The sequence below is a fragment of the Delftia sp. 11MD genome, from assembly GCF_050907895.1.
Classification (GTDB): Bacteria; Pseudomonadota; Gammaproteobacteria; order Burkholderiales; family Burkholderiaceae_C; genus Comamonas; species Comamonas tsuruhatensis.
Genome location: NZ_CP194333.1, coordinates 5,803,297 through 5,825,239, shown reverse-complemented (window position 1 = coordinate 5,825,239; position 21,943 = coordinate 5,803,297). Strand labels below are relative to the sequence as shown.

The 21,943-nt window shown below is 67.1% G+C and carries 20 protein-coding genes; 17 read left to right on the top strand and 3 right to left on the bottom strand.

Annotated features, from left to right (window positions below; translation table 11 throughout):
* Positions 1–156: 156 nt before the first annotated feature.
* The 10 genes from ACRSCF_RS26680 to rfbC all read left to right on the top strand — a co-directional run bounded on the left by ACRSCF_RS26680 (position 157) and on the right by rfbC (position 9,721).
* Complete coding sequence (locus tag ACRSCF_RS26680; protein ID WP_016446496.1) at positions 157–639, top strand: Lrp/AsnC family transcriptional regulator; 483 nt, start codon at positions 157–159, stop codon at positions 637–639.
* Between the two features lie 135 nt (positions 640–774).
* Positions 775–1,500: a GNAT family N-acetyltransferase gene (locus tag ACRSCF_RS26675; protein WP_016446495.1), complete on the top strand. Its 726-nt coding sequence runs from the start codon at positions 775–777 to the stop codon at positions 1,498–1,500.
* 106 nt (positions 1,501–1,606) lie between these two features.
* Positions 1,607–2,488: an HlyC/CorC family transporter gene (locus ACRSCF_RS26670; RefSeq protein ID WP_016446494.1), complete on the top strand. Its 882-nt coding sequence runs from the start codon at positions 1,607–1,609 to the stop codon at positions 2,486–2,488.
* 91 nt (positions 2,489–2,579) lie between these two features.
* Positions 2,580–4,187 carry an apolipoprotein N-acyltransferase gene (gene lnt, locus ACRSCF_RS26665; RefSeq protein ID WP_370690605.1) on the top strand — a complete coding sequence of 536 codons (1,608 nt, stop codon included), beginning with the start codon at positions 2,580–2,582 and terminating at the stop codon, positions 4,185–4,187.
* A 178-nt stretch (positions 4,188–4,365) separates the two neighbouring features.
* Complete coding sequence (gene fabA, locus ACRSCF_RS26660) at positions 4,366–4,890, top strand: bifunctional 3-hydroxydecanoyl-ACP dehydratase/trans-2-decenoyl-ACP isomerase (protein WP_016446492.1); 525 nt, start codon at positions 4,366–4,368, stop codon at positions 4,888–4,890.
* A complete protein-coding gene (fabB, locus tag ACRSCF_RS26655) occupies positions 4,887–6,110 on the top strand; it encodes a beta-ketoacyl-ACP synthase I (RefSeq protein WP_016446491.1) in 1,224 nt (407 codons plus the stop codon). Before fabA ends, fabB begins: the two co-directional genes overlap by 4 nt.
* 164 nt (positions 6,111–6,274) lie before the next feature.
* Positions 6,275–7,345, top strand: a complete 1,071-nt coding sequence (gene rfbB / locus ACRSCF_RS26650) for a dTDP-glucose 4,6-dehydratase (protein ID WP_034365112.1) — start codon at positions 6,275–6,277, stop codon at positions 7,343–7,345.
* Complete coding sequence (rfbD, locus tag ACRSCF_RS26645) at positions 7,342–8,244, top strand: dTDP-4-dehydrorhamnose reductase (protein WP_046985771.1); 903 nt, start codon at positions 7,342–7,344, stop codon at positions 8,242–8,244. Before rfbB ends, rfbD begins: the two co-directional genes overlap by 4 nt.
* Positions 8,245–8,285: 41 nt before the next feature.
* A complete protein-coding gene (gene rfbA, locus ACRSCF_RS26640; protein WP_034365109.1) occupies positions 8,286–9,176 on the top strand; it encodes a glucose-1-phosphate thymidylyltransferase RfbA in 891 nt (296 codons plus the stop codon).
* On the top strand, positions 9,173–9,721 hold the full coding sequence (rfbC, locus tag ACRSCF_RS26635) for a dTDP-4-dehydrorhamnose 3,5-epimerase (RefSeq protein WP_034365106.1): 549 nt from the start codon (positions 9,173–9,175) through the stop codon (positions 9,719–9,721). Before rfbA ends, rfbC begins: the two co-directional genes overlap by 4 nt.
* 6 nt (positions 9,722–9,727) lie before the next feature.
* Here the strand turns inward: rfbC and ACRSCF_RS26630 are convergent, their stop codons facing one another.
* The gene (locus ACRSCF_RS26630; protein ID WP_016451843.1) at positions 9,728–10,609 is read right to left on the bottom strand and encodes a LysR substrate-binding domain-containing protein; all 882 of its coding nucleotides are present in this window, start codon (positions 10,607–10,609) and stop codon (positions 9,728–9,730) included.
* A gap of 213 nt (positions 10,610–10,822) precedes the next feature.
* Here ACRSCF_RS26630 and ACRSCF_RS26625 point away from each other — a divergent pair, with 213 nt between their 5' ends.
* The 6 genes from ACRSCF_RS26625 (at position 10,823) to ACRSCF_RS26600 (ending at position 18,257) form a co-directional block, all read left to right on the top strand.
* Entirely contained in the window at positions 10,823–12,274 is a 1,452-nt protein-coding gene (locus tag ACRSCF_RS26625) for an NCS1 family nucleobase:cation symporter-1 (RefSeq protein ID WP_016446485.1), read from the top strand.
* A 10-nt stretch (positions 12,275–12,284) separates the two neighbouring features.
* Complete coding sequence (locus ACRSCF_RS26620; protein ID WP_016446484.1) at positions 12,285–13,025, top strand: GntR family transcriptional regulator; 741 nt, start codon at positions 12,285–12,287, stop codon at positions 13,023–13,025.
* Positions 13,026–13,201: 176 nt separating this feature from the next.
* Complete coding sequence (locus ACRSCF_RS26615) at positions 13,202–14,245, top strand: putative 2-aminoethylphosphonate ABC transporter substrate-binding protein (protein ID WP_016451841.1); 1,044 nt, start codon at positions 13,202–13,204, stop codon at positions 14,243–14,245.
* 14 nt (positions 14,246–14,259) lie between these two features.
* Positions 14,260–15,333, top strand: coding sequence for an ABC transporter ATP-binding protein (locus ACRSCF_RS26610; protein ID WP_016446482.1), 1,074 nt, complete (start codon positions 14,260–14,262; stop codon positions 15,331–15,333).
* Positions 15,330–17,108, top strand: a complete 1,779-nt coding sequence (locus ACRSCF_RS26605) for a putative 2-aminoethylphosphonate ABC transporter permease subunit (RefSeq protein WP_046985769.1) — start codon at positions 15,330–15,332, stop codon at positions 17,106–17,108. The genes ACRSCF_RS26610 and ACRSCF_RS26605 overlap by 4 nt, the downstream gene beginning before the upstream one ends.
* A gap of 33 nt (positions 17,109–17,141) precedes the next feature.
* Positions 17,142–18,257: a TIGR03364 family FAD-dependent oxidoreductase gene (locus ACRSCF_RS26600; protein ID WP_046985768.1), complete on the top strand. Its 1,116-nt coding sequence runs from the start codon at positions 17,142–17,144 to the stop codon at positions 18,255–18,257.
* A 12-nt stretch (positions 18,258–18,269) separates the two neighbouring features.
* On the opposite strand, the gene ACRSCF_RS26595 is transcribed toward ACRSCF_RS26600, so the two are convergent.
* Positions 18,270–19,445, bottom strand: a complete 1,176-nt coding sequence (locus ACRSCF_RS26595; protein ID WP_034365104.1) for a zinc ribbon domain-containing protein — start codon at positions 19,443–19,445, stop codon at positions 18,270–18,272.
* A gap of 73 nt (positions 19,446–19,518) precedes the next feature.
* Positions 19,519–20,631 carry an SPFH and helix-turn-helix domain-containing protein gene (locus ACRSCF_RS26590; RefSeq protein ID WP_034365129.1) on the bottom strand — a complete coding sequence of 371 codons (1,113 nt, stop codon included), beginning with the start codon at positions 20,629–20,631 and terminating at the stop codon, positions 19,519–19,521.
* A 358-nt stretch (positions 20,632–20,989) separates the two neighbouring features.
* On the opposite strand from ACRSCF_RS26590, the gene glyQ reads away from it, so the two are divergent.
* A complete protein-coding gene (gene glyQ, locus ACRSCF_RS26585; RefSeq protein WP_016446477.1) occupies positions 20,990–21,928 on the top strand; it encodes a glycine--tRNA ligase subunit alpha in 939 nt (312 codons plus the stop codon).
* The last annotated feature ends 15 nt before the right edge of the window (positions 21,929–21,943 follow it).

Sequence of the window (21,943 nt, the reverse complement as noted above, 5' to 3'; positions counted from 1 at the left end):
ACTGTAGGCGGGAGGGGCTTCAGCTTTTTGCCGTTTGCCCTTGGTGGGAAAATGCGGAATGCATGAAAATTGCGGAATTCTTTTGTTTATCGCAATTTAACTGGTTAATTCGGGTTAACCCTGAAGAAATCCGTACTTATTTACGAGTCCACCGCCATGAGCGCCACGCACACCATCGACAAACTGGATCGGGCCATTTTGCGCCGCCTGCAGGCCAACGGCCGGGAAACCTATGACGTCATCGGGGAGCAGGTCGGCCTGTCTCCCAGTGCCGTGCTGCGCCGGGTCAAGCGCCTGGAAGACAGCGGCGTGATCGACCGCTATGTGGCCCTGGTCCAGCCGGAGACCGTGGGCCTGGGGCTGACCGCCTATCTCAACGTGCGCCTGGAGAAGTACACCGAGACCAGCAAGCGCAACCCCATGGACGTGTTCCGCGCCAGCGTGCAGACTTGGCCCGAAGTGGTGGAGTGCGTGTCGCTGACCGGGGAGATGGACTATCTGATGCGTGTGGTCGTGGCCGACATGCAGCACTACACGCGCTTCGTCATGGACACCTTGCTCAAGCATCCCAGCGTGCAGGATTGCAAGACCAGCTTCGTGATGGACCGCGTCAAGGTGACCACGGCCGTGCCTTTGTAGCCTTCGGGCTCGACAGGCGCCAGGCCGTTGGGTGTTGCAGGGAGGGGAAATTGGTTTGCATGCCAAAACCTTACGGTTTTGTTGCATTGCAATATCTTCGTTGCTCGACCTCGGGTTTTTACCTATATTTGAGCCATGAATGCATCCAAAGACTGGTTGAAGGCGTCCTGGCAGGCCGGCCGGGACATGTTGCGTGCGAGCGCAGGCCAGCCGCACCGTCCCGATGGGCGCTCCGCGTCCATGGTGCCCATTCGTTCGCTGGGCCCGTCCCACCGCGAACGCGTGGTGGCGCATTTGCTCAAGCTCGATGAAGGCGACCGCTACCTGCGCTTCGGCTATGCCGCCAGCGACGAGCAGGTTCGCCGCTATGCGATGCAGCTTGATTTCGAGCGCGACGACATCTTCGGCATCTACAACCGCCGGCTCGAGCTGATCGCCATGGCGCATCTGGCCTTTGCCTCGCATCCCGAGCACAAGAGCTGCGCCGAATTCGGCGTTTCCGTGCTCAAGCAGGCACGCGGCCGCGGCTACGGCGGGCGCCTGTTCAACCGCGCGGTGATCCATGCACGCACCAAGGGCGTGTCCATGATGTTCATCCACGCGCTGTCGGAGAACACGGCCATGCTCAAGATTGCGCGCAAGGCCGGCGCCACCATCAAGCGCGATGGCTCCGAGTCCGAGGCCTACCTGCAGCTGCCGCCTGCCGGCATCGACACGCACATGGCGTCGCTGATGACCGAGCACATCGGCGAGGTGGACTACCAGCTCAAGAAGCAGGCCAAGCAGTTCTGGGATTTCCTGGCCGACGTGCAGGAAATCCGCCGTGGCGTGCAGGATGGCCGCCACCAGGCCGGCGAATAGGCGCAAAACGCCGCAAAGGGAATTGGCGCAGCGCATGCAGGGGTGACGGAGCAATCCGCTATCCTTGCGGCTTGTTTCACTACCGCACGTCCTGCACTCCAAGACAGTGTCCGACCCCCATCCTGCGCGCTCTTCCGAGAAGGAAAGCAAGCGAAGCTTCCTGCAAAAGGTGGCCGAGTTCATCCACCCGGCCCCTGATTCTCCTGACGAGCTGATCGAGACCCTGGCCGACGCCGAGGACAACCAGGTCATCGGCCCCGAGTCCCGCGTCATGCTCGAACGCGTGATACGCATGGCCGACATGACGGCCGGCGACGTCATGGTCGCAGCCCCTCGCATGGACCTGGTCAACATCGACGCTCCGTTCGATGAACTGCTGCACCAGGTCATCACCACTGCACATTCGCGTTTCCCGGTCTACCAGGGCGAGCGCGAGAACATCATCGGCATCCTTCTGGCCAAGGACCTGCTCAAGCTGCAGCGTTCACCGGACCTGAACATCCGCGCCCTGCTGCGCCCCGCCGCCTTCGTGCCGGAGAGCAAGGGCCTGAATGATCTGCTGCGCGAGTTCCGGGGCAACCGCAACCATCTGGCCGTGGTCATCGACGAGTTCGGCCGCGTGGCAGGCCTGGTGACCATCGAGGATGTGCTGGAGGAAATCGTCGGCGAGATCGAGGACGAGTTCGACATCCCCGAGGACGAGGGCGACATCTTCGCCCTGGCCGACAACAGCTACCGCGTGGCGGGCGACACCACCATCGAGCATGTGAACGAAGCCTTCGAGGTCGCCCTGCATGCCCGCGATCCCGAAGATGAGTTCGACACCATCGGAGGCCTGATCGCCCACGAAATGGGCCATGTGCCCAAGCGCGGCGAGCAGATCCATCTGGCCGGCCTGGAATTCACCGTGCTGCACACCAAGGGCGGCGCCGTGCGCTGGTTCAAGGTGGTGCGCGATCCCGCAGCCGACAGTCTGCTGCGCAGCTGAGGCTGCCCCTTTCTATCCCCACCGACATCTCTCCCGTACCTGGCCGATGCCCCTGTCCAGTTCTTCCGCTTTTTCGCAAGACGGCCGGCGCATGGGCCGGCTCGCCGTGGGCGTGCTGCTGCTGCTTGCGGGTGCAGCCCAGGCCCTGTCGCTGGCCTGGCCCTGGGCGCGCGGCCAGGGCGACGGGCCGCTGAGCCTGGTCGGCGGCTATGGCCGCCCGCTGTGGTGGCTGCAGATTCTGTCGCTGGCCGTGCTGGCACGCGCCCTGCAGACGGCACAGCGCCCGGCCCAGGCGGCGGGGCGGGCCATGCTCTATGCCACCGCCTGGCTGGTGGCCACCTTCTGGTGGCTGTTCATCTCCATGCATGTCTATGGCGGACTGCCTGCGCCGCTGGCCGTTGCCGCCGTGCTGGCGCTTGCGGCCTTCCTGGGCAGCTACTACGCGGTGGCCGCCTGGGGCTGGCACAAGCTGCGCCCCACCAGCACGGCGGGCGGCGCCTTGCTTTTCGCCGCCGTCTGGCTGCTGGCCGAATTGGCGCGTGGCTGGCTGTGGACCGGCTTTCCCTGGGGCGCGGGGGGCTATGCCCACGTCGAAGGGCCCCTGTCGGTGCTGCCGCGCTGGATCGGCGTCTACGGCACGGGGGCGGTGGCGTCCTGGCTGGCGTATTGGCTGGCCGCCTTGGCGGCCGGTTCGCGGGGCGGACAAGCCCTTCGGCCTGCACGGTGCGCGGCCACTGTGGCGGCCCTGGTTCTGGCCTGGGGCGGGCTGTGGTGGCTTCGCGATGCCGCCATCAATGCACCATCGGCCGAACGGCCAGCGCTGAGCGTGGCCATGCTGCAGGGCAATATCCCGCAGGATGAGAAGTTCGAGGCCGGCAGCGGCATTCCGCTGGCCCTGGGCTGGTACGGGCGGGAGCTGCGCGCGGCCACGGCGCAGCTGGTGGTCGCACCCGAGACGGCCGTGCCCCTGCTGCCCCAGCAGTTGCCCGAGGAATACCTGGACCTGCTGCGCGAACCATATCTGAAGAAGGATGGCCGGCAGGCGGCGCTGCTGGGCATCCCGCTGGGCTCGGAAGAGGCCGGCTATACGAACTCGGTCGTGGGCTGGCAGCCTGGCCAGATCCAGGACTACCAATACGACAAGCACCATCTGGTGCCCTTCGGGGAGTTCATCCCGCCGCTGTTTCGCTGGTTCACGCAGATGATGAACATACCGCTGGGCGACTTCAACCGCGGCGCGCTGGGCCAGCCTTCCATGGCCTGGGCTGGCGAGCGGCTGTCACCCAACATCTGCTACGAGGATTTGTTTGGCGAAGAGCTGGGTGCACATTTCGGCAATGCAGCGACGGCGCCCACGGTGCTGGTGAATTTCAGCAACATCGGCTGGTTTGGCGACAGCGTGGCGATCGACCAGCATCTGGCCATCAGCCGCATGCGGGCGCTGGAGTTCGAGCGCCCCATGCTGCGCGCCACCAATACCGGCGCCACGGTGGCCATCGACCACCGGGGCGTGGTGACGCACGCGCTGGTGCCTTACGAGCGCGCGGTGCTTGAGGCCAGTGTGCAGGGCCGCGAGGCCTTGACACCGTTTGCGCGCTGGGTGAATGCAGCAGGCCTGGTCCCGCTGTGCGCCGCTGCTGCGGCGGTGCTGCTGGTGGCCTGGATGGGCCGCCGCAGGGCCTCGGTTCAGGGGCTGTAGCCAAGTCCCGCGACCTGGGTCGGCGTGGCTTTTGTGGCAGAGTTTTGATGCGGCCTCGGGGTTTTGTTGCAGTCTGGCAACGTTCAGCCCCGATAATGCGCGGCTGCATGGTCCGCTGCGGGCCGCACCCATTCAGAGATAGAGGTGGCGTCAGTGCCGCCGTGGAGCAAGTTAGACAATGGCCGATTCTTTTTCGTATGAGCAACTGATCGCTTCGGGCGAAGGCAAGCTGTTTTCCGCAGACAGCGGGCGTCTGCCACTGCCTCCCATGCTGATGTTCGACCGCATCACGCACATCGACACGGATGGTGGCGCCCACGGCCTGGGCAAGATCGTCGCCGAACTCGACATCAAGCCTGATCTCTGGTTCTTCGACTGCCATTTCCGGGGCGACCCCGTCATGCCCGGCTGCCTGGGTCTGGACGCCATGTGGCAACTGATCGGCTTTTACCTGACCTGGCTGCGCCTTCCCGGCCGGGGCCGTGCGCTGGGCGCCGGCGAAGTCAAGTTCACGGGCGAAGTGGGTCCTGACGTCAAGCTCGTGACCTACGAAATCGACATCAAGCGCGTGATCAAGCGCAAGCTCAACATGGCCATCGGCGATGCACGCCTGCTGGCCGACGGCAAGGAAATCTACGTCGCCAATGACCTGCGCGTGGGCCTGTTCCTGCGCGAGGGTGAAGGCCAGGGAACGGCAGCATGACCAAACGTCGCGTAGTCATCACCGGCGCGGGCATTGTCTCGTGCATCGGCAACGACCTCGATACCGTGGAGACCTCGCTGCGCGAGGGGCGCACGGGCATCAAGGCCATGCCGAAGTTCACCGAACTGGGCATGCGCAGCCAGGTGGCCGGTGTGCCGGAGATCGACGTCGAGGCACGTATCGATCGCAAGCAGCTGCGCTTCATGGGCGATGCCGCTGCCTATGCGCAGATCGCGCTGGAAGATGCCATCGCCCAGGCCGGCCTGGCTCCCGAGCAGGTCAGCCATCCGCGTACCGGCCTGATCATGGGCTCGGGCGGCGGATCGCCGGCCAACCAGATCGAGGCGGCCGACACGCTGCGCGAAAAGGGCATTCGCCGCGTCGGGCCCTACCAGGTCACGCGCTGCATGAGCTCCACGGTGTCCGCCTGCCTGGCGACCAACTTCAAGGTCAAGGGCATCAACTACTCCATCACCTCGGCCTGCTCCACCTCGGCGCACTGCATCGGCGCAGCGGCGCAGCAGATCGCCTGGGGCATGCAGGATGTGATGTTTGCCGGCGGCGGCGAAGAGCTGTCCTGGGGCATGGCACTGCTGTTCGACGGCATGGGGGCCATGTCCAGCAAGTACAACGACCAGCCCGAAAAGGCTTCGCGCGCCTATGACGCCCACCGCGACGGTTTCGTGATCGCAGGTGGCGGCGGCGCGGTGGTGCTGGAAAGCCTGGAGCACGCCCAGGCCCGGGGTGCGAACATCCTGGCCGAAGTCGTGGGCTTTGGCGCCACCAGCGATGGCGAGGACATGGTCGCGCCCTCGGGCGACGGCGCCATCGCCTGCATGCAGCAGGCCCTTGAAGGCCTCGAAGGCGGCGTGGACTACATCAACACCCACGGCACCTCCACGCCCGTGGGCGACATGCAGGAAGTGCGCGCCATGCGCGCGCTGTTCGGCGACCAGGTGCCGCCGTTCTCCTCCACCAAGTCGCTGACCGGCCACTCGCTGGGCGCCACCGGCGTGCAGGAAGCCATCTACTGCATGATCATGATGAACAAGGGCTTCATCGCGGGTTCGGTCAACGTGGACACGCCCGATCCCGCGCTGAACGACATGCCCCTGGTCACGCGCACACGCGATGCCCAGTTGAACACCGTGCTGTCCAACAGCTTCGGCTTCGGTGGCACGAACGCCTCGCTGGTGCTGCGCCGCTGGCAGGGCCAGTGAATACGCCCTGGTGTGTAAAAGGCGTGTCCTGAAGGAAAAAGCCCGCCTCCTGCGGGCTTTTTCACTGGTGAACGCCGACAATGCCCAGGTCGCGCGGGAGGCAGCACTGCAGGCTGCTGCCTGAACCCCGAACCAAGAACAATGAAATTTTGCAAGGTTGAACCATGATTCTTGTCACAGGCGGCGCCGGCTTCATCGGCGCCAATTTCGTGCTGGACTGGCTGGCTGCCGGCGATGAGCCGGTGCTCAACGTGGACAAGCTCACCTACGCGGGCAACCTCAAGAGCCTGGAGAGCCTGCAGGGCGATGCGCGCCATGTCTTCGTGCAGGCCGACATCGGCGATGGCGAAGTCCTGGCCCGCCTGCTGGCCGAGCACCAGCCGCGCGCCGTGGTCAACTTTGCGGCCGAAAGCCATGTGGACCGTTCCATCCACGGCCCAGAGGACTTCATCCAGACCAACGTGGTCGGCACCTTCCGCCTGCTCGAGGCCGTGCGCGGCTACTGGAGCGCGCTGGATGCCGAGGCCAGGGCGGCCTTCCGCTTCCTGCATGTCTCCACCGACGAGGTCTATGGCAGCCTGGCGCCAGCGGCACCGGCCTTCACCGAAGACCATAACTACGAACCCAACAGCCCGTACTCGGCCAGCAAGGCCGCCAGCGACCACCTGGTGCGCGCCTGGCATCACACCTACGGCCTGCCCGTGCTGACCACCAACTGCAGCAACAACTACGGCCCGCTGCATTTCCCCGAGAAGCTGATCCCCCTGATGATCGTCAACGCCCTGGCCGGCAAGCCTTTGCCCATCTATGGCGATGGCATGCAGGTGCGCGACTGGCTCTATGTGCGCGACCATTGCAGCGCCATCCGCCGCGTGCTGGAGGCCGGCAAGCTGGGCGAGACCTACAACGTGGGCGGCTGGAACGAAAAGCCCAACGTCGAGATCGTGAACACCGTCTGCGCGCTGCTCGACGAGCTGCGCCCCAAGGCCGATGGCACCAGCTACGCTGCCCAGATCACCTATGTGCAGGACCGCCCCGGTCACGACCGGCGCTATGCCATCGACGCGCGCAAGCTCGAGCGCGAACTGGGCTGGAAGCCCGCGGAGACCTTCGAGACCGGCATCCGCAAGACCGTGCAGTGGTACCTGGACAATCCCGAGTGGGTGGCCGATGTGCAGTCCGGCGCCTACCGCGAATGGGTCAGCCGCCAGTACACGGAGGGAGCCGGCGCATGAAGCTGCTGCTGCTGGGCCGCAATGGACAGGTGGGCTGGGAGCTGCAGCGCAGCCTGGCGCCGCTGGGCGAGTTGATTGCGCTGGACCGCCAGGACGACGCCGGTGGCCAGGGCCTGTGCGGCGATCTCTCTCGCCTCGATGAACTCGCACGTACCGTGCGCGCTCTGCGTCCCGATGTCATCGTCAATGCCGCCGCCCACACGGCCGTGGACAAGGCCGAAAGCGAGCCGGAACAGGCGCGGCTGCTCAATGCGCTGGCTCCCCAGGTGCTGGCCCGCGAGGCGGCGCAGACCGGCGCGCTGCTGGTGCACTACAGCACGGACTACGTCTTCGACGGCAGCGGCAGCGCTGCGCGCACGGAGACCGAGGCCACGGCGCCGCTGTCCGTCTATGGCGGCAGCAAGCTCGAAGGCGAGCAGCTGATCCAGGCTTCGGGCTGCCGCCACCTGATCTTTCGCACCAGCTGGGTCTATGCGGCGCGCGGCGGCAACTTCGCCAAGACCATGCTGCGCCTGGCCCAGGAGCGTGAAGCACTGAGCGTGATCGACGACCAATGGGGCGCACCGACGGGCGCGGACCTCATCGCCGACGTCACGGCCCATGCCATTCGCCAGCTGCAGCGCCAACCCGGCGACCAGGGCCTGTACCACCTGGTGGCCGGTGGCGAGACCACCTGGCATGCCTATGCCAGCCACGTGATCGCCCGCGCCCGCGAACTCGCGCCCGACCGGCCCTGGAAGGTGCAGCGCATAGCTGCCGTGCCCACCAGCGCCTTTCCCACCCCGGCGCAGCGTCCGCACAATTCCCGCCTGAACACCGACCGGCTGCAGCAGACCTTCGGCCTGCGCCTGCCCCACTGGCAGGCAGGCGTGGACCGCATGCTGCAGGAAATCATCTGAGCGCGGTCTCGCTACTCAGTACGAACGACAGGACCCACCCCATGAACGCGCAACGCAAAGGCATCATCCTCGCTGGCGGCTCCGGCACCCGCCTGCACCCGGCCACGCTGGCCATCAGCAAGCAGCTGCTGCCGGTCTACGACAAGCCCATGATCTACTACCCGCTGAGCGCCCTCATGCTCGCGGGCATCCGAGAAATCCTCGTGATCAGCACCCCGCAGGACACGCCGCGCTTCGAGCAATTGCTGGGCGACGGCTCGCAGTGGGGCCTGAAGCTGGAGTACGCCGTCCAGCCCAGCCCGGATGGCCTGGCCCAGGCCTTTTTGATCGCCGAGGACTTCCTGGCCGGCGCCCCCAGCGCCTTGGTGCTGGGTGACAACATCTACTACGGACACGACTTCCCCCGCCTGCTCGAACGCGCTGACGCGCGCAGCGAGGGCGCCACGGTGTTTGCCTACCACGTGCAGGACCCCGAGCGCTATGGCGTGGCCGAGTTCGACGCCCAGGGCCGCGTGCTTTCCCTGGAGGAAAAACCCAGGCAGCCCAGGAGCAACTACGCGGTCACGGGCCTGTATTTCTACGACAGCCAGGTCGTTGAGCTGGCAAAGTCCATCAAGCCCTCGGCGCGCGGAGAGCTGGAAATCACCGACCTCAACCGCCTGTACCTGGACAAGGGCCAGCTCAATGTGGAGCTCATGGGCCGTGGCTATGCCTGGCTGGACACGGGCACGCACGACAGCCTGCTGGAGGCCGGCCAGTTCATCGCCACGCTGCAGCAGCGCCAGGGCCTGAAGGTGTCATGCCCCGAGGAGATCGCCTTCCGCCAGGGCTGGATAGACCGTCCCCAGCTCGAGACGCTGGGCCAGGCGCTGGCCAAGAACGGCTATGGCCAGTACCTGCTGCAGATCCTCAAGGAAAAGGTGCACGCATGAAGGCAACACCCCTGGCCATTCCCGAGGTGATGCTGATCGAGCCCAAGGTCTTTGGTGACGATCGCGGCTTCTTCCTCGAAAGCTTCAACCAGCAGGCCTTCAACCAGGCCACGGGCACGGACCACCAGTTCGTGCAGGACAACCACAGCCGCAGCAAGAAGGGCGTGCTGCGCGGCCTGCACTACCAGCTGCCTCCCCATGCCCAGGGCAAGCTGGTGCGCGTGGTGCGCGGCGCCGTGTTCGATGTGGCCGTGGACATCCGCAAGGGCTCGTCCACCTTCGGCCAATGGGTGGGCGCCGAGCTGACGGAAGACAACCACCGCCAGCTGTGGGTGCCCCCAGGCTTTGCCCACGGCTTCATGGTGCTCAGCGACAGCGCCGACTTCCTCTACAAGGCCACGGCCTTCTACGCGCCCCAGGCCGATCGCGGCATTGCCTGGGACGACCCGGCCATCGGCGTGCAGTGGCCGCAGCTCAATGTGGAGCTGTCGCTGTCGGACAAGGATCTCAAGCAGCCGCTGCTGGCGGATGCCGAGCTGGCCTGAGCCAGTTCACATCTGGTCCGGCAGCACCCCGCCCGGCACGGCTTCCTCCAGAAAGCCGGCGATCAGCCGGGCCTGGCGGCGTTCGCGCAGGCAGTACAGGTATTCGGGCAGGCGCGGCACGGGGCCTGCGAAGGGCAGGACGACGATGTCGGGGTGGGCCGAGGCTTCATGCCGGGCGAAGACGCTGATGCCCATGTCGCGGATCACGGCCTCGCGGATGGCTTCGCGGCTGGCGATTTCCATGACGTGGCGCGGTGCCAGGCCGGCGGCGGCCAGCATCTGTTCGGTGAGCTGGCGCGTCATGGAGCCGCGCTCGCGCAGGATCAGCGTGTCTTGCACCAGATCGGACGCCTGCACCATGGTGCGCTGCGCCAGCCGGTGGCTGCGGTGCACCAGCAGGGCCAGCGGGTCCTGGCCCAGTTCCACGCGCAGCAGGCGCGGATCACCTTCCAGGTGCGATGAGGTCGCCAGGTCCACCTGGTAGTCCACCAGCGCCTGCACCATCTGGCGCGAGTTGCCGCCCACGATGGCCACTTCCACCCGCTCGAAGCGCCGCTGGTAGCGCTTGACGATGTCCAGCACGTAGTAGGGCGCCGTCGCACCGATGCGCAGTTGGCCCTGGCTGGCATCGCCCGAATGGCGCAGCGCCGACTCCAGCTGGATGGTCTGCAGCAGCAGTTGCTCGACCTGGGGCAGCAGGCGCAAGCCGGCATCGGTGATGGACAGCCGTCCGCCCTGGCGATGGAACAGCTCCACGCCGTAGTGCTCTTCCAGCGCGCGGATCTGGGTGGTCACGGTGGGCTGGCTCAGCGAAAGCTGGCGTGCCGCCTGCGTGATGCTGCCCAGGCGGGCCACCCAGAAGAAGGACTTGAGCTGCGTGACGAACATGGCGGGGTGTTGGGGTCAGGAATGCCTGGCGCCATTTCAACATGGCGCCGTGATGCGCAGGGCCGGCGTGGCCGGGTATGTCCCTGGAAACAACTCCTGCGCCTGAAGGCACACTTCTTGCATACCAGTTTGCGTGCCAGTTTGTGTGCCAGCTGATTCATGGGTCTCGGCTGGTCTTGTGTCAGTGATTGCTCGTGATCAAGGAGCGCAGCAATGGATATTCGCAATCCCTCGCCGGGTCTTTACAACGAAGACCTGGCGCCCACCAAGGACCGCCGCTGGGGCGCCTTCAGCATTTTCAACGTCTGGACTTCGGACGTGCACAGCCTCTGGGGCTACTACCTAGCGGCCAGCCTGTTTCTGCTGTGCGGCAGCTTCGTCAATTTTCTGATCGCCATCGGCATCAGCTCCCTGGTCATCTTCTTCTTGATGAACCTGGTGGGCTATGCGGGCGAGAAGACCGGCGTGCCCTATCCGGTGCTGGCGCGCGCGTCCTTCGGGGTATGGGGCGCGAATCTGGCTGCCCTGGTGCGAGCCATCGTGGCCTGCTTCTGGTACGGGGCGCAGACGGCGGCGGCCTCGGGCGCCATGGTGGCGCTGCTGGTGCGCAATGAGGCGTTGCTGTCCTTCCACCAGACCACGCACTGGCTGGGCCATTCGGGTCTGGAGGTGATCTGCTACGTGGTCATCTGGGCCTTGCAGCTGCTGATCATCCAAAGGGGCATGGAGACCGTGCGGCGATTCCAGGACTGGGCAGGGCCTGCCGTGTGGATCGCCATGCTGGTGCTGGCCATCGGCCTGTGCGTGAAGGCCGGCGGCTTCAGTTTCGACCACGGCATTCCCATGGATGTGCTGCTGGACAAGACCAAGGATGCGGGGGTGAGCGGCGCGCCGGGCAGCTTCTGGGCGCTGATGGCCGTGGGCGCGACCTGGATCACCTACTTTGCGGCGCTGTACCTGAACTTCTGCGATTTCTCGCGCTATGCGAAGAACAAGGAGGCGGTGGCCAAGGGCAACCTCTGGGGCCTGCCCGTGAATCTGATCGCTTTCTCGCTGGTGGCCGGCATCACCACGATTGCGGCCTTCAAGGTCTATGGCGAGGTGCTGCTGCACCCCGAGCAGATCTCGGCCAAGTTCGACAGCTGGGTGCTGGCCCTGCTGGCCGCCGTCACCTTTGCCGTGGCCACGCTGGGCATCAACGTGGTGGCCAACTTCGTCTCGGCGGCCTTCGATATTTCCAACGTGTTTCCCAAGCGCATCGACTTCAAGCGCGGCGGATACATCGCCGCGCTGATCGCCCTGGCTCTCTACCCCTTTGCACCATGGGAGGGCGGCGCTGCCCACTTCGTGAACGCCATCGGCGCCACCATGGGGCCGCTGCTGGGCATCATCCTGGTGGACTACTACCTGGTGGCCAAGGGCAACATCAACGTGGCCGCGCTGTATGACGAACATGGCGAGTACCGCTACGAGGGCGGCTGGAACGTCAACGCGCTGATCGCCACCGGCATCGGCAGCGTGTTCTCCACCATCCTGCCCAACTTCACCAGCCTGCTGCCGGTCTGGTGGGGCACCTACGGCTGGTTCTTCGGCGTGCTGATCGGCGGCAGCGTGTACTGGGTGATGGCCACGCTGCGCCCGCGCCGCATTCCGGCCGCAGCCTGAGGAGGCCGCCATGTCCGAGCCGCAGGATGCGCCGGCCACCGGGCCGGCCTTGATTGCCGAGCGCGTGATGCGCTCCATCGTCGAGCGCAAGCTGCGCCCTGGCGAACGCCTGGGCGAAAAGGAACTGGCCGAGGTCTTCGGTGTGAGCCGCACCATGGTGCGCGAGGCGCTGATGCAGCTGCAGGCGCGCGGCTTCGTCGAGGTGCGCTCGCGCCAGGGCTGGTACGTGGTCGAGCCCTCGTTCGAGGAAGCCCAGGAAACCTATGCCGCGCGCCGCGTGCTGGAGTCCGGCATGCTGCGCGACGCGGGCCGGCCGCTGCAGGCGGCCATACGCACGCTGCGCGAGCATGTGGCCCAGGAGCGCGGCGCCATCGCCGAGGCCGACAACGCCGGCCAGCGCAGCGTGCTGCTGGCCGACTTCCACGTCTGCCTGGCCGAGCAACTGGGCAACCGCTTTCTCACGGCCATGATGGCCGACCTGTCGGCGCGCACCACCCTGGTGTCTGCGCTGTACCAGTCGCAGACCGAGGCCCAGCACTCCAATGCCGACCACGAGGCCATCGTCGATGCGCTGGCGGCCGGCGACATGGCGCGCGCCGAGCAGTTGATGCGCGAGCACATCGACGCGCTGGCCGCCAGGCTGGATCAGAACCTTGCCCACCGCGCGCGCCTGCAGGACCGGCTGCTGGATGCGCTGCAGCCGCAGACGGCCCAGGCTGAGCGCCCGGGCAGGGTAAAGCCGCGCCGCTGAAGAAGGCGGGAGCGGGGCGGGGGCGCCGCGGGGCGGAGGGCACCCAAATCCGCCAATACCCGCTTCGCCAAATTTCCGTTGTGTGACACGGACGTTTCACCTGCGCTTTCTACAGTGGGTGTCAGAGGTGGCGACCCTGCCGCCTGTCCACGAACCCACAACGGAACTGACACGCCATGCGCCACACCCTTGCCTCCCTGGGCCGCCGCCTTGCCATTGCCTCTGCGGTGCTGACCGTCGCCTCCTTCGCACCCCTGGCCCATGCGGCCAAGACCGAGCTGCTGGTCTACAGCGCCCTGGAGGCTGACCAGATCAAGGCCTACAAGAGCGGCTTCGAGAAGGCCCATCCCGAGATCGAACTCAAGTTCGTGCGTGACAGCACGGGCATCATCACGGCCCGCCTGCTGGCCGAAAAGGCCAATCCCCAGGCCGACGTGATCTGGGGCGTGGCCGCCACCTCGCTGATGCTGCTGGACAAGCAGGGCATGCTCCAGCCCTACGCGCCCAAGGGCCTGGACAAGGTGCGAGCCAACATGCGCGATCCGCGCGCCCAGCCGACCTGGGTGGGCATGGACCTGTGGTCCTCGGCCATCTGCTTCAACACCGTGGAGGCCGGCAAGCGCAAGCTGCCGGTGCCCGCCAGCTGGGCCGACCTGGTCAGGCCCGAGTTCAAGGGCACGATCACCATGCCCCACCCGGCCTCCAGCGGCACGGGCTACCTGATGGTCGCGGCCTGGCTGCAGATCATGGGCGAGGACAAGGGCTGGGCCTACATGGACGCCCTGCACCAGAACATGGGCGTGTACACGCACAGCGGCTCCAAGCCCTGCCGCCAGGCGGGGGCCGGCGAGTTTCCCGTGGGCCTGAGCTTCGAGTACCGCGCCAGCAAGACCAAGAAGGACGGTGCGCCCATCGACATCGTTTTCCCTCGGGAAGGCCTGGGCTGGGATGTGGAGGCCACGGCCATCCTCAAGACCAGCAAGAAGCAGGAAGCCGCCAAGGCCCTGGCCGACTGGGCCGTCACGCCCGAGGCCAACAAGCTCTACGCCGCCAACTTCGCCGTGCTGGCCTTGCCCGAGGCGCAGGAAAAGCTGGAGTTCATTCCTGCCGATCTCGAAAAGCGGCTGGCGAAGAACGACTTCGATTGGGCCGCGGCCAACCGCGAGCGCATCCTGGCCGAGTGGAGCCGCCGCTACGAAGCCAAGGCAGAGAAAAAGTAAGCCGGAGCCACGCCATGCTGCGCATAGACCATATCGCCAAGCGCTACCGCGAGCAGCAGGTGCTGCGCGGCATTGACCTGAACGTGGAGGCGGGCGAGTTCGTCAGCCTGCTCGGCCCTTCGGGCTGCGGCAAGACCACGCTGCTGCGCATCGTCTGCGGCATCGACATGCCTGACGAGGGCAGGGTGCTGTTCCAGGGCGATGACATCACGCGCTGGCCGGCCGCACGCCGTGGCTTCGGCGTGGTGTTCCAGAGCTATGCGCTGTTTCCCAATCTCACGGCCGCGCAGAACGTGGCCTTCGGGCTGAACGGGCAGCCTGCGGCGCAGGCGCGCGAGCGCGTGGCCGAGATGCTGTCCCTGGTGGGTCTGGGCGCGCAGGCCCAGCGCTACCCGGCCCAGCTGTCGGGCGGCCAGCAGCAGCGCGTGGCACTGGCCCGCGCGCTGGCGCCCCGGCCGCGCCTGCTGCTGCTCGACGAGCCGCTGTCCGCGCTCGATGCCCAGGTGCGCACCGAGCTGCGCAGCGAGATCCGCCAGCTGCAGCGCCAGCTGGGCATCGCCTCCATCATGGTCACGCACGACCAGGAAGAGGCCTTGTCCATGGCCGACCGCGTGGTGCTCATGCACCAGGGCCGCATCGAGCAGCAGGGTTCGCCCGAGCAGCTCTATGCCCAGCCCGTGAGCCAGTTCGCGGCCGGTTTCGTGGGCCGCATGAACCTGCTGCCGGCCACGGCCGAGGGGGCGGACCAGGTGCGCATCGGCGAAGCCAGCCTGCGCTGTGCGCTGGCCGGCTTCGAGCGTGGCGACGCGCTGCTGGTCGGCGTGCGTCCGGAAAGCGTGGTGCTGCACCCGGCCCAGCCCACGGCGTTGCCCAACCTGTTGCGCGCCCGCGTGGTGGAGACCTCCTTCCTCGGATCGATGGCCCTGGTGCGCCTGTACAGCCCCACGCTGCAGTGCCAGGTTGACGCCCAGTGGCCCCTGCGCCACGACGTGGGCCTGCCCGACTGGCTGCAGGGCGAGGTGCTGATGGAGTTGCCCGCCGCTGCGCTGCAGCCGTTGGCGGCGCCCGATGCGAGGAAGGCCGCATGAGCGCGCATCCCATGGACACGGCCGTTTCCGTGCCGGTGCCGGTGCCGGTGCCGGTGGACCGCTTCGCTTGCGCCCGCCGCAGCGCGCCTGCAGGGCCCGTGCGTCCGCAGGGGCGCAGCGCAGGCTGGGAGCGCTGGTGGCTGGGCGCCCTGGTGCTGGGCGCACTGGCCTGGCTGCTGGCCACCATCGCCCTGCCGGTGGCTAGCCTGCTGGGCAGGAGTTTCTGGGACGACACGGGCCGCTTCACGGGCCTGGCCCAGTTCATCACCTATGCGCGCATGCCGGGCGTGACGCAATCGCTGTTCAACAGCCTGTGGCTGTCGGCCGTGAGCAGCACGGTCTGCGTGCTGCTGGCCTATGCCTACGCCTATGGCGTGGTGCGCAGCTGCATGCCGCTGGCGCGCTGGTTCCGCGCGCTGGCCCTGGTGCCGCTGCTGGCGCCCTCGCTGCTCATGGCCATCAGCCTGATCTACCTGTTCGGCAGCCAGGGCCTGCTCAAGGGCTGGCTGCAGGGGGGCTCGGCCTACGGGCCCTTCGGCATCATCGTGGGCTCGGTGCTCTGGACCTTTCCGCATGCGCTGATGATTCTGTGCACCACGCTGGCCTCGGGCGATGCGCGCCTGTACGAGGCGGCCGCCACGCTGGGCGCCAGCCGCTGGCGCAGCTTCCGCCAGGTCACGCTGCCGGCCAGCCGCTACGGGCTGATGATTTCGTGGATCGTGGTTTTCGTGCTCGTGGTGACCGACTTCGGCGTGCCCAAGGTCATTGGCGGCAACACGGCCATGCTGGCCACCGACATCTACAAGCAGGTCATCGGCCAGCAAAACCTGTCCATGGGTGCGGTGGTGGCCATGCTGCTGCTGGTGCCGGCCGGCCTGGCCTTTGCGGCCGAGCGCCATCTGCGCGCGCGCCAGGCGGCCACCATGGGCGTGCGCTCCGTGCCGCTGGTGCCCCAGCCCCATGCGCCGCTGGACCGCGCGCTGTTCGCCTACTGCGCGCTGGTGGCGCTGGCGCTGCTGGCCGTCATGGGCACGGCCGTGCTGGCCTCCCTGGTCAGCTACTGGCCGTACAACCTCACGCTGACATTCAAGAACTACCGCTTCGACATGATGGACGGCGGCGGCTGGGCCAGCTATGGCAACTCGCTGTCCATGGCGCTGGCCACGGCCGTGCTGGGCGCGGTGCTGAGCTTTGTGACCGCCTACCTGGTGGCCAAGCCCGTGCGCTGGGCGCGCACGCGCCAGTGGCTGCATGCCGTGGCCACGCTGCCCATGGCCGTGCCGGGGCTGGCGCTGGGCCTGGGCTACATCCTGTTCTTCAATGCCCAGGGCAATCCGCTGCACTTCCTGTACGGCAGCATGGCCATCCTGGTGCTGTGTTCGGTGGCGCATTTCTTCTCGGTGGCGCACATCACGCAACTGGCCGCGCTGCAGCAGCTCGATGCCGAGTACGAGCGCGTGGCCGATTCCATGGGCGTGGCCTTCTGGACGCTGCTGTGGCGCGTGCACCTGCCGGTATGCCTGCCCGTGGTCATGCAGGTGGCCGGCTATTTCTTCGTCAACGCCATGACCACGGTGTCGGCCGTGGTGTTCCTGTACTCGCCCGAGACCACGCTGGCCTCGGTGGCCGTGCTGGCCATGGACGACGCGGGCGACACCGCGCCGGCCGCCGCCATGGCCACGCTGATCTTTGCCACGGCCGCTGCGGGCCGGCTGCTGATCGCGGCGCTGGATGCCTGGGTGCAGCGGCGTACGCAGCGCTGGCGCCAGCGCTGACTTTTTTCCTTTCCCTCTCCTCTGTTTTCTCCCATGAAGAACTACGACCTGATCGTGGTGGGGGCCGGCATTGTCGGCCTGGCCCACGCCTATGCGGCTGCGCGCCGTGGCCGCAGCGTGCTCGTCATCGAGCGCGATGCAGCCTGCATCTCCGCCTCCATCCGCAATTTCGGCTTTGTCACTGTCACGGGGCAGCAGGCGGGCGCCCACTGGCAGCGGGCCATGCGTTCGCGCGATACCTGGGCCGAGATCGCGCCGCAGGCCGGCATCGAGGTCGTGCACCGCGGCCTGTGGCTGACGGCGCGCCGGGCCAGCGCCGAGGCCGTGCTCCACGCCTTTCTGAGCACCTCCATGGGCGAGCGCTGCGAGCTGCTCACGCCGGCCCAGGCCGCCGAACGCCACCCGGCACTGCGCACCGAAGACCTCAGCGCCGTGCTCTACAGCCCGCATGAGCTGCGCGTGGAGTCGCGCACAGCCATTGCCAGGTTGGCGCAGTGGCTGGAGCAGGCCATGGGCGTGGATTTCCGCTTTGGCGAGGCCGTGCTCGAGGTGGCGGCACCCCGGGTGCGCAGCGCCCGCGCCAGCTACCACGGCGAACGCGTGGTGGTCTGCAACAACGCCGACCCGGGTGGCCTGTTCGCCGGCCTGTGGGCGCCGCACCGCATCCAGCTGTGCCAGCTGCAGATGCTGCGCGTGCGGCCGCAGCCGGGCTTGCAGCTCAAGGGCTCGGTCATGGGGGACCTGAGCATGGTCAGATACGAGGGCTACAGCGCCCTGCCCGAAGCCGCCGCGCTGCGCGCCGAGCTGGAGCGGGAGGAGGGCGAGAGCCTGGCCCACGGCATCCACCTGATCGCCGTGCAAAGCGCCGACGGCAGCCTGGTGGTGGGCGACTCCCACCACTACGGCGCAGCGCCCCCGCCCTTTGCCAGCGAAGCCGTGGACCGGCTGATGCTGCGCCACATGAACGAGGCCCTGCACCTGCGCGATGCGCAGGTGGTAGAGCGCTGGGTTGGCGTCTACCCGAGTGCGCAGGACGCGCCCTGCGTGGTGCATGCGCCCGACGAGGCCACGCGCGTGGTGGCGGTCACCGGAGGTTCCGGCGCGAGCACCGCCTTCGGGCTTGCCGAAGAGGTCTGGAGCGCGTGGTGAGCGGCAGCTGGCCTACTGTCCGAACATCACCCACAGCAGCGCCAGCACCATGATCGTGGCCAGCACGGCCAGCGTGATCTTGAGGGCGCTGTAGGGGCGCTCGCCCGCGATCTGGCCCGTGTAGCCGTTGGCGATGATCTGAAAGGTCCTGCTGCCGTAGGTGTAGCCCACCAGCCAGACCGGCACGAGGATGTGCTTGAAGGTGCGGCCCTGGTACTCGCGCTGCATCTGCAGGTTGCGGTAGGTGTCGCCGGGCACCTGGCGCGCGCACAGGGCGCGCAGCTGCTCGTCCATGTCCTGCACGTTGACCTGGGCGGCCTTGCCCAGGTCGATCTGGTAGCGCTCCACCGTCCAGCCGCGCACGAACTCGGGCGTGTAGGGCTTGAGGTCGGTGGTGGTGGGGAAGGGCTCCACCTGGCGCAGCAGGTTGGCGTGCACGCCCACGGTGCCGGGCACCAGCTCGTCGTCGAAGAAATGGGCGAGGCTGCCCGAGGCCGGCTCCCAGCGCACATGGCGCACCTGGCGCGTCTGCACGTTGCCGTTGCTGTCGCGGTAGGACTCGGTGGTGTAGTAGTAGAAGCCCGCCTCGGCCTGCCAGTCGGCGCTGGCGTGGGCGTCGAAGGTCCAGTAGGGCAGGTAGACGCCGTGCAGCGTGTCGGTCAGCGCGGCGGATTTCAGGCGGTTGGGCGCGAACCAGCGGCTGCCGTACCACTGGCGTATGCGGTCGCGGATCTGGCCGTCGCTGATCTTGAAGGGCAGGATGCTCTGCGGCGTGATGGCATCGCCCTGGCCCTCGTGGGCCACGATGGAGGGCGAGCCGCAGAAGTCGCAGCGCTGGGCCACGGTGCGGTTCACGAAGACCGAGATCGCACGGCAGTTCTGGCACTGGACCTCGTAGCGGTCCTCCGTGCCCCAGCCCCGGCCGGACTTGGGGTTGCGCAGCGCCTCGGCCAGGTCCTGCTCGACCACATCGCGGCCCAGTTCCTCGCGCGTTTCCTCGCTCCAGGGCACCGTGGTGCCGCAGTACGGGCACTTGAGCGCCTGGGCCTGGGCATTCCATTCGAGGTTGGCGCCGCATTCGGGGCAGGGGTGCTTGCGCACCATGGCCGGCGCGGCGGCAGCGGCCTCCCAGGAACCGGAGGCGGGGGAAGTCGAGGTGCTGGAGGAACTGGAGGAGGGCGCGCTCACGGCATCGGTCCTGGAAAACGGGACGCGGCGCCAGGCAGGGCCTGGCGCCGCAAGGGGTCAAACCACGGAAATGTCAGCCGCGCAGGAACTCATCGAGTGCGGCTTGCGCAATGCGCCACTGGCTGCCGATCTGGCGCGCCTTGAGGTTGCCGGCCTGGATCTCGGCCAGCACATCGGCCTCGCTCACACCCAGCACCTGGGCCGCCTGCGCCGGGGTCAGCACCTGCAGGCCACCGGCGGCGGGCGCTGCCGGCGCCTGGGCTGCCTGGGCGGCGGCAGGCGAGAACGGGTCGGAGGCCTGGCCGGCCGGTGCGCCGCCGGCGCCGCCGCCGTTTTGCATGCTCTTCATCATCTCCTGCGCCATGCCGAAGCCCATGGCCATGGTGGCGGGCAGGGTGGCTGCGGCAGCGCCTTCGCCGCCCGTGGTCATGGCCTGGCCCATCTGGTACTTGACGTAGTCGTTGAGGTTGCCGATGGCCGTCATGCTGGAGCGCTTGTCGATGGCCTGCTCCACCTCGGGCGGCACGGACACGTTCTCCAGCACGAAGCTGGTGATCTCCAGGCCGTACTTGTCCGTCATGGCCGGGTTGATCAGCGGCAGCAGCGCATCGCCCAGCTCGCCATAGCGCTGGGCCACGTCCAGCACGGGCACCCGGGCCTTGGCCAGCGACTCGGTGAACACGCTGATGATGCGCGAGCGCATGGTGTCGGCGAACTCGTCGATGCGGAAGTTCTGGTCCGTGCCCGCCACTTCCTTGAGGAACTTGGCCGGCTCGACGATGCGGAAGTCATAGGTGCCGAAGGCGCGCAGGCGCACGGCGCCGAAGTCCTGGTCGCGCACCATCACGGGGTTGGAGGTGCCCCACTTGTTGCCCGTGAACAGCCGCGTGTTGATGAAGTAGACATCGCACTTGAACGGCGAGTTGAAGCCGTACTTCCAGCCCTGGATGGTGGACAGGATGGGAATGTTCTGCGTGGTCAGCGTGTGCTTGCCGGGGCTGAACAGGTCGGCGTACTGGCCGGCCGAGACGAACTGCACCTGCTGCGACTCGCGCACGATGAGCTGGGCGCCGTTCTTGATTTCCTTGTCGTCGTCGGGCCAGCGGTAGGAGAGCGTGTCGCGCGAGTCATCGGTCCACTCGATGATCTCTATCAGTTGCTTGGTGATGATGTTCATCAGGTTCATGGCAGGCTCCGAAACGGTGGTGGTCCACGACAAAAAAGGTCAATGGGCCATTCTAGGCGGCGTGCATGGCGGCGGGGAGAACGGCCACCGGCCGCTGCCCCGGTGAATTGTCAAAAAATGATCCGGATGCGTCGTGCAAGGCGGGCTTTCGGGGCTTCGCGCGCCACGGCCTTTGCCGGCATGTGTCGCCTGCTCCGTTTTTTGATGCAGATCGCCCTGTGGAGCGTCTGCCGTGGGGCCGCAGGCCCGCGCCACGGCGCAGGGCCGGGCGGCGCCTTAAAATCGTCGTTTGCGCGGCGCGAGCCGCCTCTCATTCACCGGCGCGGCCCCGGCCTGCGTGCGACGCCTGAAACAAGTCATGCTCACTTTCCAACAAATCATCCTCAAGCTGCAGTCCTACTGGGCCGACCAGGGCTGCGCGCTGCTCCAGCCCTATGACATGGAAGTGGGCGCGGGCACCTCGCATACCGCGACCTTCCTGCGCGCCCTGGGCCCCGAGCCCTGGAAGGCCGCCTACGTGCAGCCCAGCCGCCGCCCCAAGGACGGCCGCTACGGCGACAACCCCAACCGCCTGCAGCACTACTACCAGTTCCAGGTCGTGCTCAAGCCCGCGCCCGACAACATCCTGGAGCTGTACCTGGGCTCGCTCGAGGCCCTGGGCTTCGATCTCAAGAAGAACGACATCCGCTTTGTCGAGGACGACTGGGAAAACCCCACGCTGGGCGCCTGGGGCCTGGGCTGGGAAGTCTGGCTCAACGGCATGGAGGTGACCCAGTTCACCTACTTCCAGCAGGTCGGCGGCATCGACTGCAAGCCCGCCACCGGCGAGATCACCTATGGCCTGGAGCGCCTGGCCATGTACCTGCAGGGCGTGGACAACGTCTACAACCTGACCTGGACCGACGGCCTGAGCTACGGCGACGTCTACCACCAGAACGAGGTGGAGCAGTCCACCTACAACTTCGAGCACTCGGACGCCGACTTCCTGTTCACCGCCTTCAGCGCCCACGAAAAGCAGGCCAACCACCTGATCGGCGAACAGCTGGCGCTGCCGGCCTACGAGCAGGTGCTCAAGGCCGCCCACACCTTCAACCTGCTCGATGCGCGCGGCGCCATCAGCGTGACGGAGCGTGCCGCCTACATCGGCCGCATCCGCAACCTGGCCCGCGCCGTGGCCAAGGCCTATATGGACAGCCGTGCGCGCCTGGGCTTCCCCATGGCGCCCAAGGCCCATGCCGACGAAGTGCTGGCCGAGCTGGCCAAGGCCGCCGAACAACAGGGCAAGAAGGCCGCCTGAGGCGGACACCGCTGC

What these genes read in the sequence shown, in the direction of transcription:
- ACRSCF_RS26680 (WP_016446496.1), top strand. Translation starts at nt 157, where the DNA reads ATGAGCGCCACGCACACCATCGACAAACTGGATCGGGCCATTTTGCGC.
- rfbB (WP_034365112.1), top strand. Translation starts at nt 6,275, where the DNA reads ATGATTCTTGTCACAGGCGGCGCCGGCTTCATCGGCGCCAATTTCGTG.
- ACRSCF_RS26625 (WP_016446485.1), top strand. Translation starts at nt 10,823, where the DNA reads ATGGATATTCGCAATCCCTCGCCGGGTCTTTACAACGAAGACCTGGCG.
- ACRSCF_RS26610 (WP_016446482.1), top strand. Translation starts at nt 14,260, where the DNA reads ATGCTGCGCATAGACCATATCGCCAAGCGCTACCGCGAGCAGCAGGTG.
- ACRSCF_RS26620 (WP_016446484.1), top strand. Translation starts at nt 12,285, where the DNA reads ATGTCCGAGCCGCAGGATGCGCCGGCCACCGGGCCGGCCTTGATTGCC.
- ACRSCF_RS26605 (WP_046985769.1), top strand. Translation starts at nt 15,330, where the DNA reads ATGAGCGCGCATCCCATGGACACGGCCGTTTCCGTGCCGGTGCCGGTG.
- rfbC (WP_034365106.1), top strand. Translation starts at nt 9,173, where the DNA reads ATGAAGGCAACACCCCTGGCCATTCCCGAGGTGATGCTGATCGAGCCC.
- ACRSCF_RS26600 (WP_046985768.1), top strand. Translation starts at nt 17,142, where the DNA reads ATGAAGAACTACGACCTGATCGTGGTGGGGGCCGGCATTGTCGGCCTG.
- fabB (WP_016446491.1), top strand. Translation starts at nt 4,887, where the DNA reads ATGACCAAACGTCGCGTAGTCATCACCGGCGCGGGCATTGTCTCGTGC.
- ACRSCF_RS26590 (WP_034365129.1), bottom strand. Translation starts at nt 20,631, where the DNA reads ATGAACCTGATGAACATCATCACCAAGCAACTGATAGAGATCATCGAG.
- fabA (WP_016446492.1), top strand. Translation starts at nt 4,366, where the DNA reads ATGGCCGATTCTTTTTCGTATGAGCAACTGATCGCTTCGGGCGAAGGC.
- glyQ (WP_016446477.1), top strand. Translation starts at nt 20,990, where the DNA reads ATGCTCACTTTCCAACAAATCATCCTCAAGCTGCAGTCCTACTGGGCC.
- ACRSCF_RS26615 (WP_016451841.1), top strand. Translation starts at nt 13,202, where the DNA reads ATGCGCCACACCCTTGCCTCCCTGGGCCGCCGCCTTGCCATTGCCTCT.
- rfbD (WP_046985771.1), top strand. Translation starts at nt 7,342, where the DNA reads ATGAAGCTGCTGCTGCTGGGCCGCAATGGACAGGTGGGCTGGGAGCTG.
- lnt (WP_370690605.1), top strand. Translation starts at nt 2,580, where the DNA reads ATGGGCCGGCTCGCCGTGGGCGTGCTGCTGCTGCTTGCGGGTGCAGCC.
- ACRSCF_RS26630 (WP_016451843.1), bottom strand. Translation starts at nt 10,609, where the DNA reads ATGTTCGTCACGCAGCTCAAGTCCTTCTTCTGGGTGGCCCGCCTGGGC.
- rfbA (WP_034365109.1), top strand. Translation starts at nt 8,286, where the DNA reads ATGAACGCGCAACGCAAAGGCATCATCCTCGCTGGCGGCTCCGGCACC.
- ACRSCF_RS26675 (WP_016446495.1), top strand. Translation starts at nt 775, where the DNA reads ATGAATGCATCCAAAGACTGGTTGAAGGCGTCCTGGCAGGCCGGCCGG.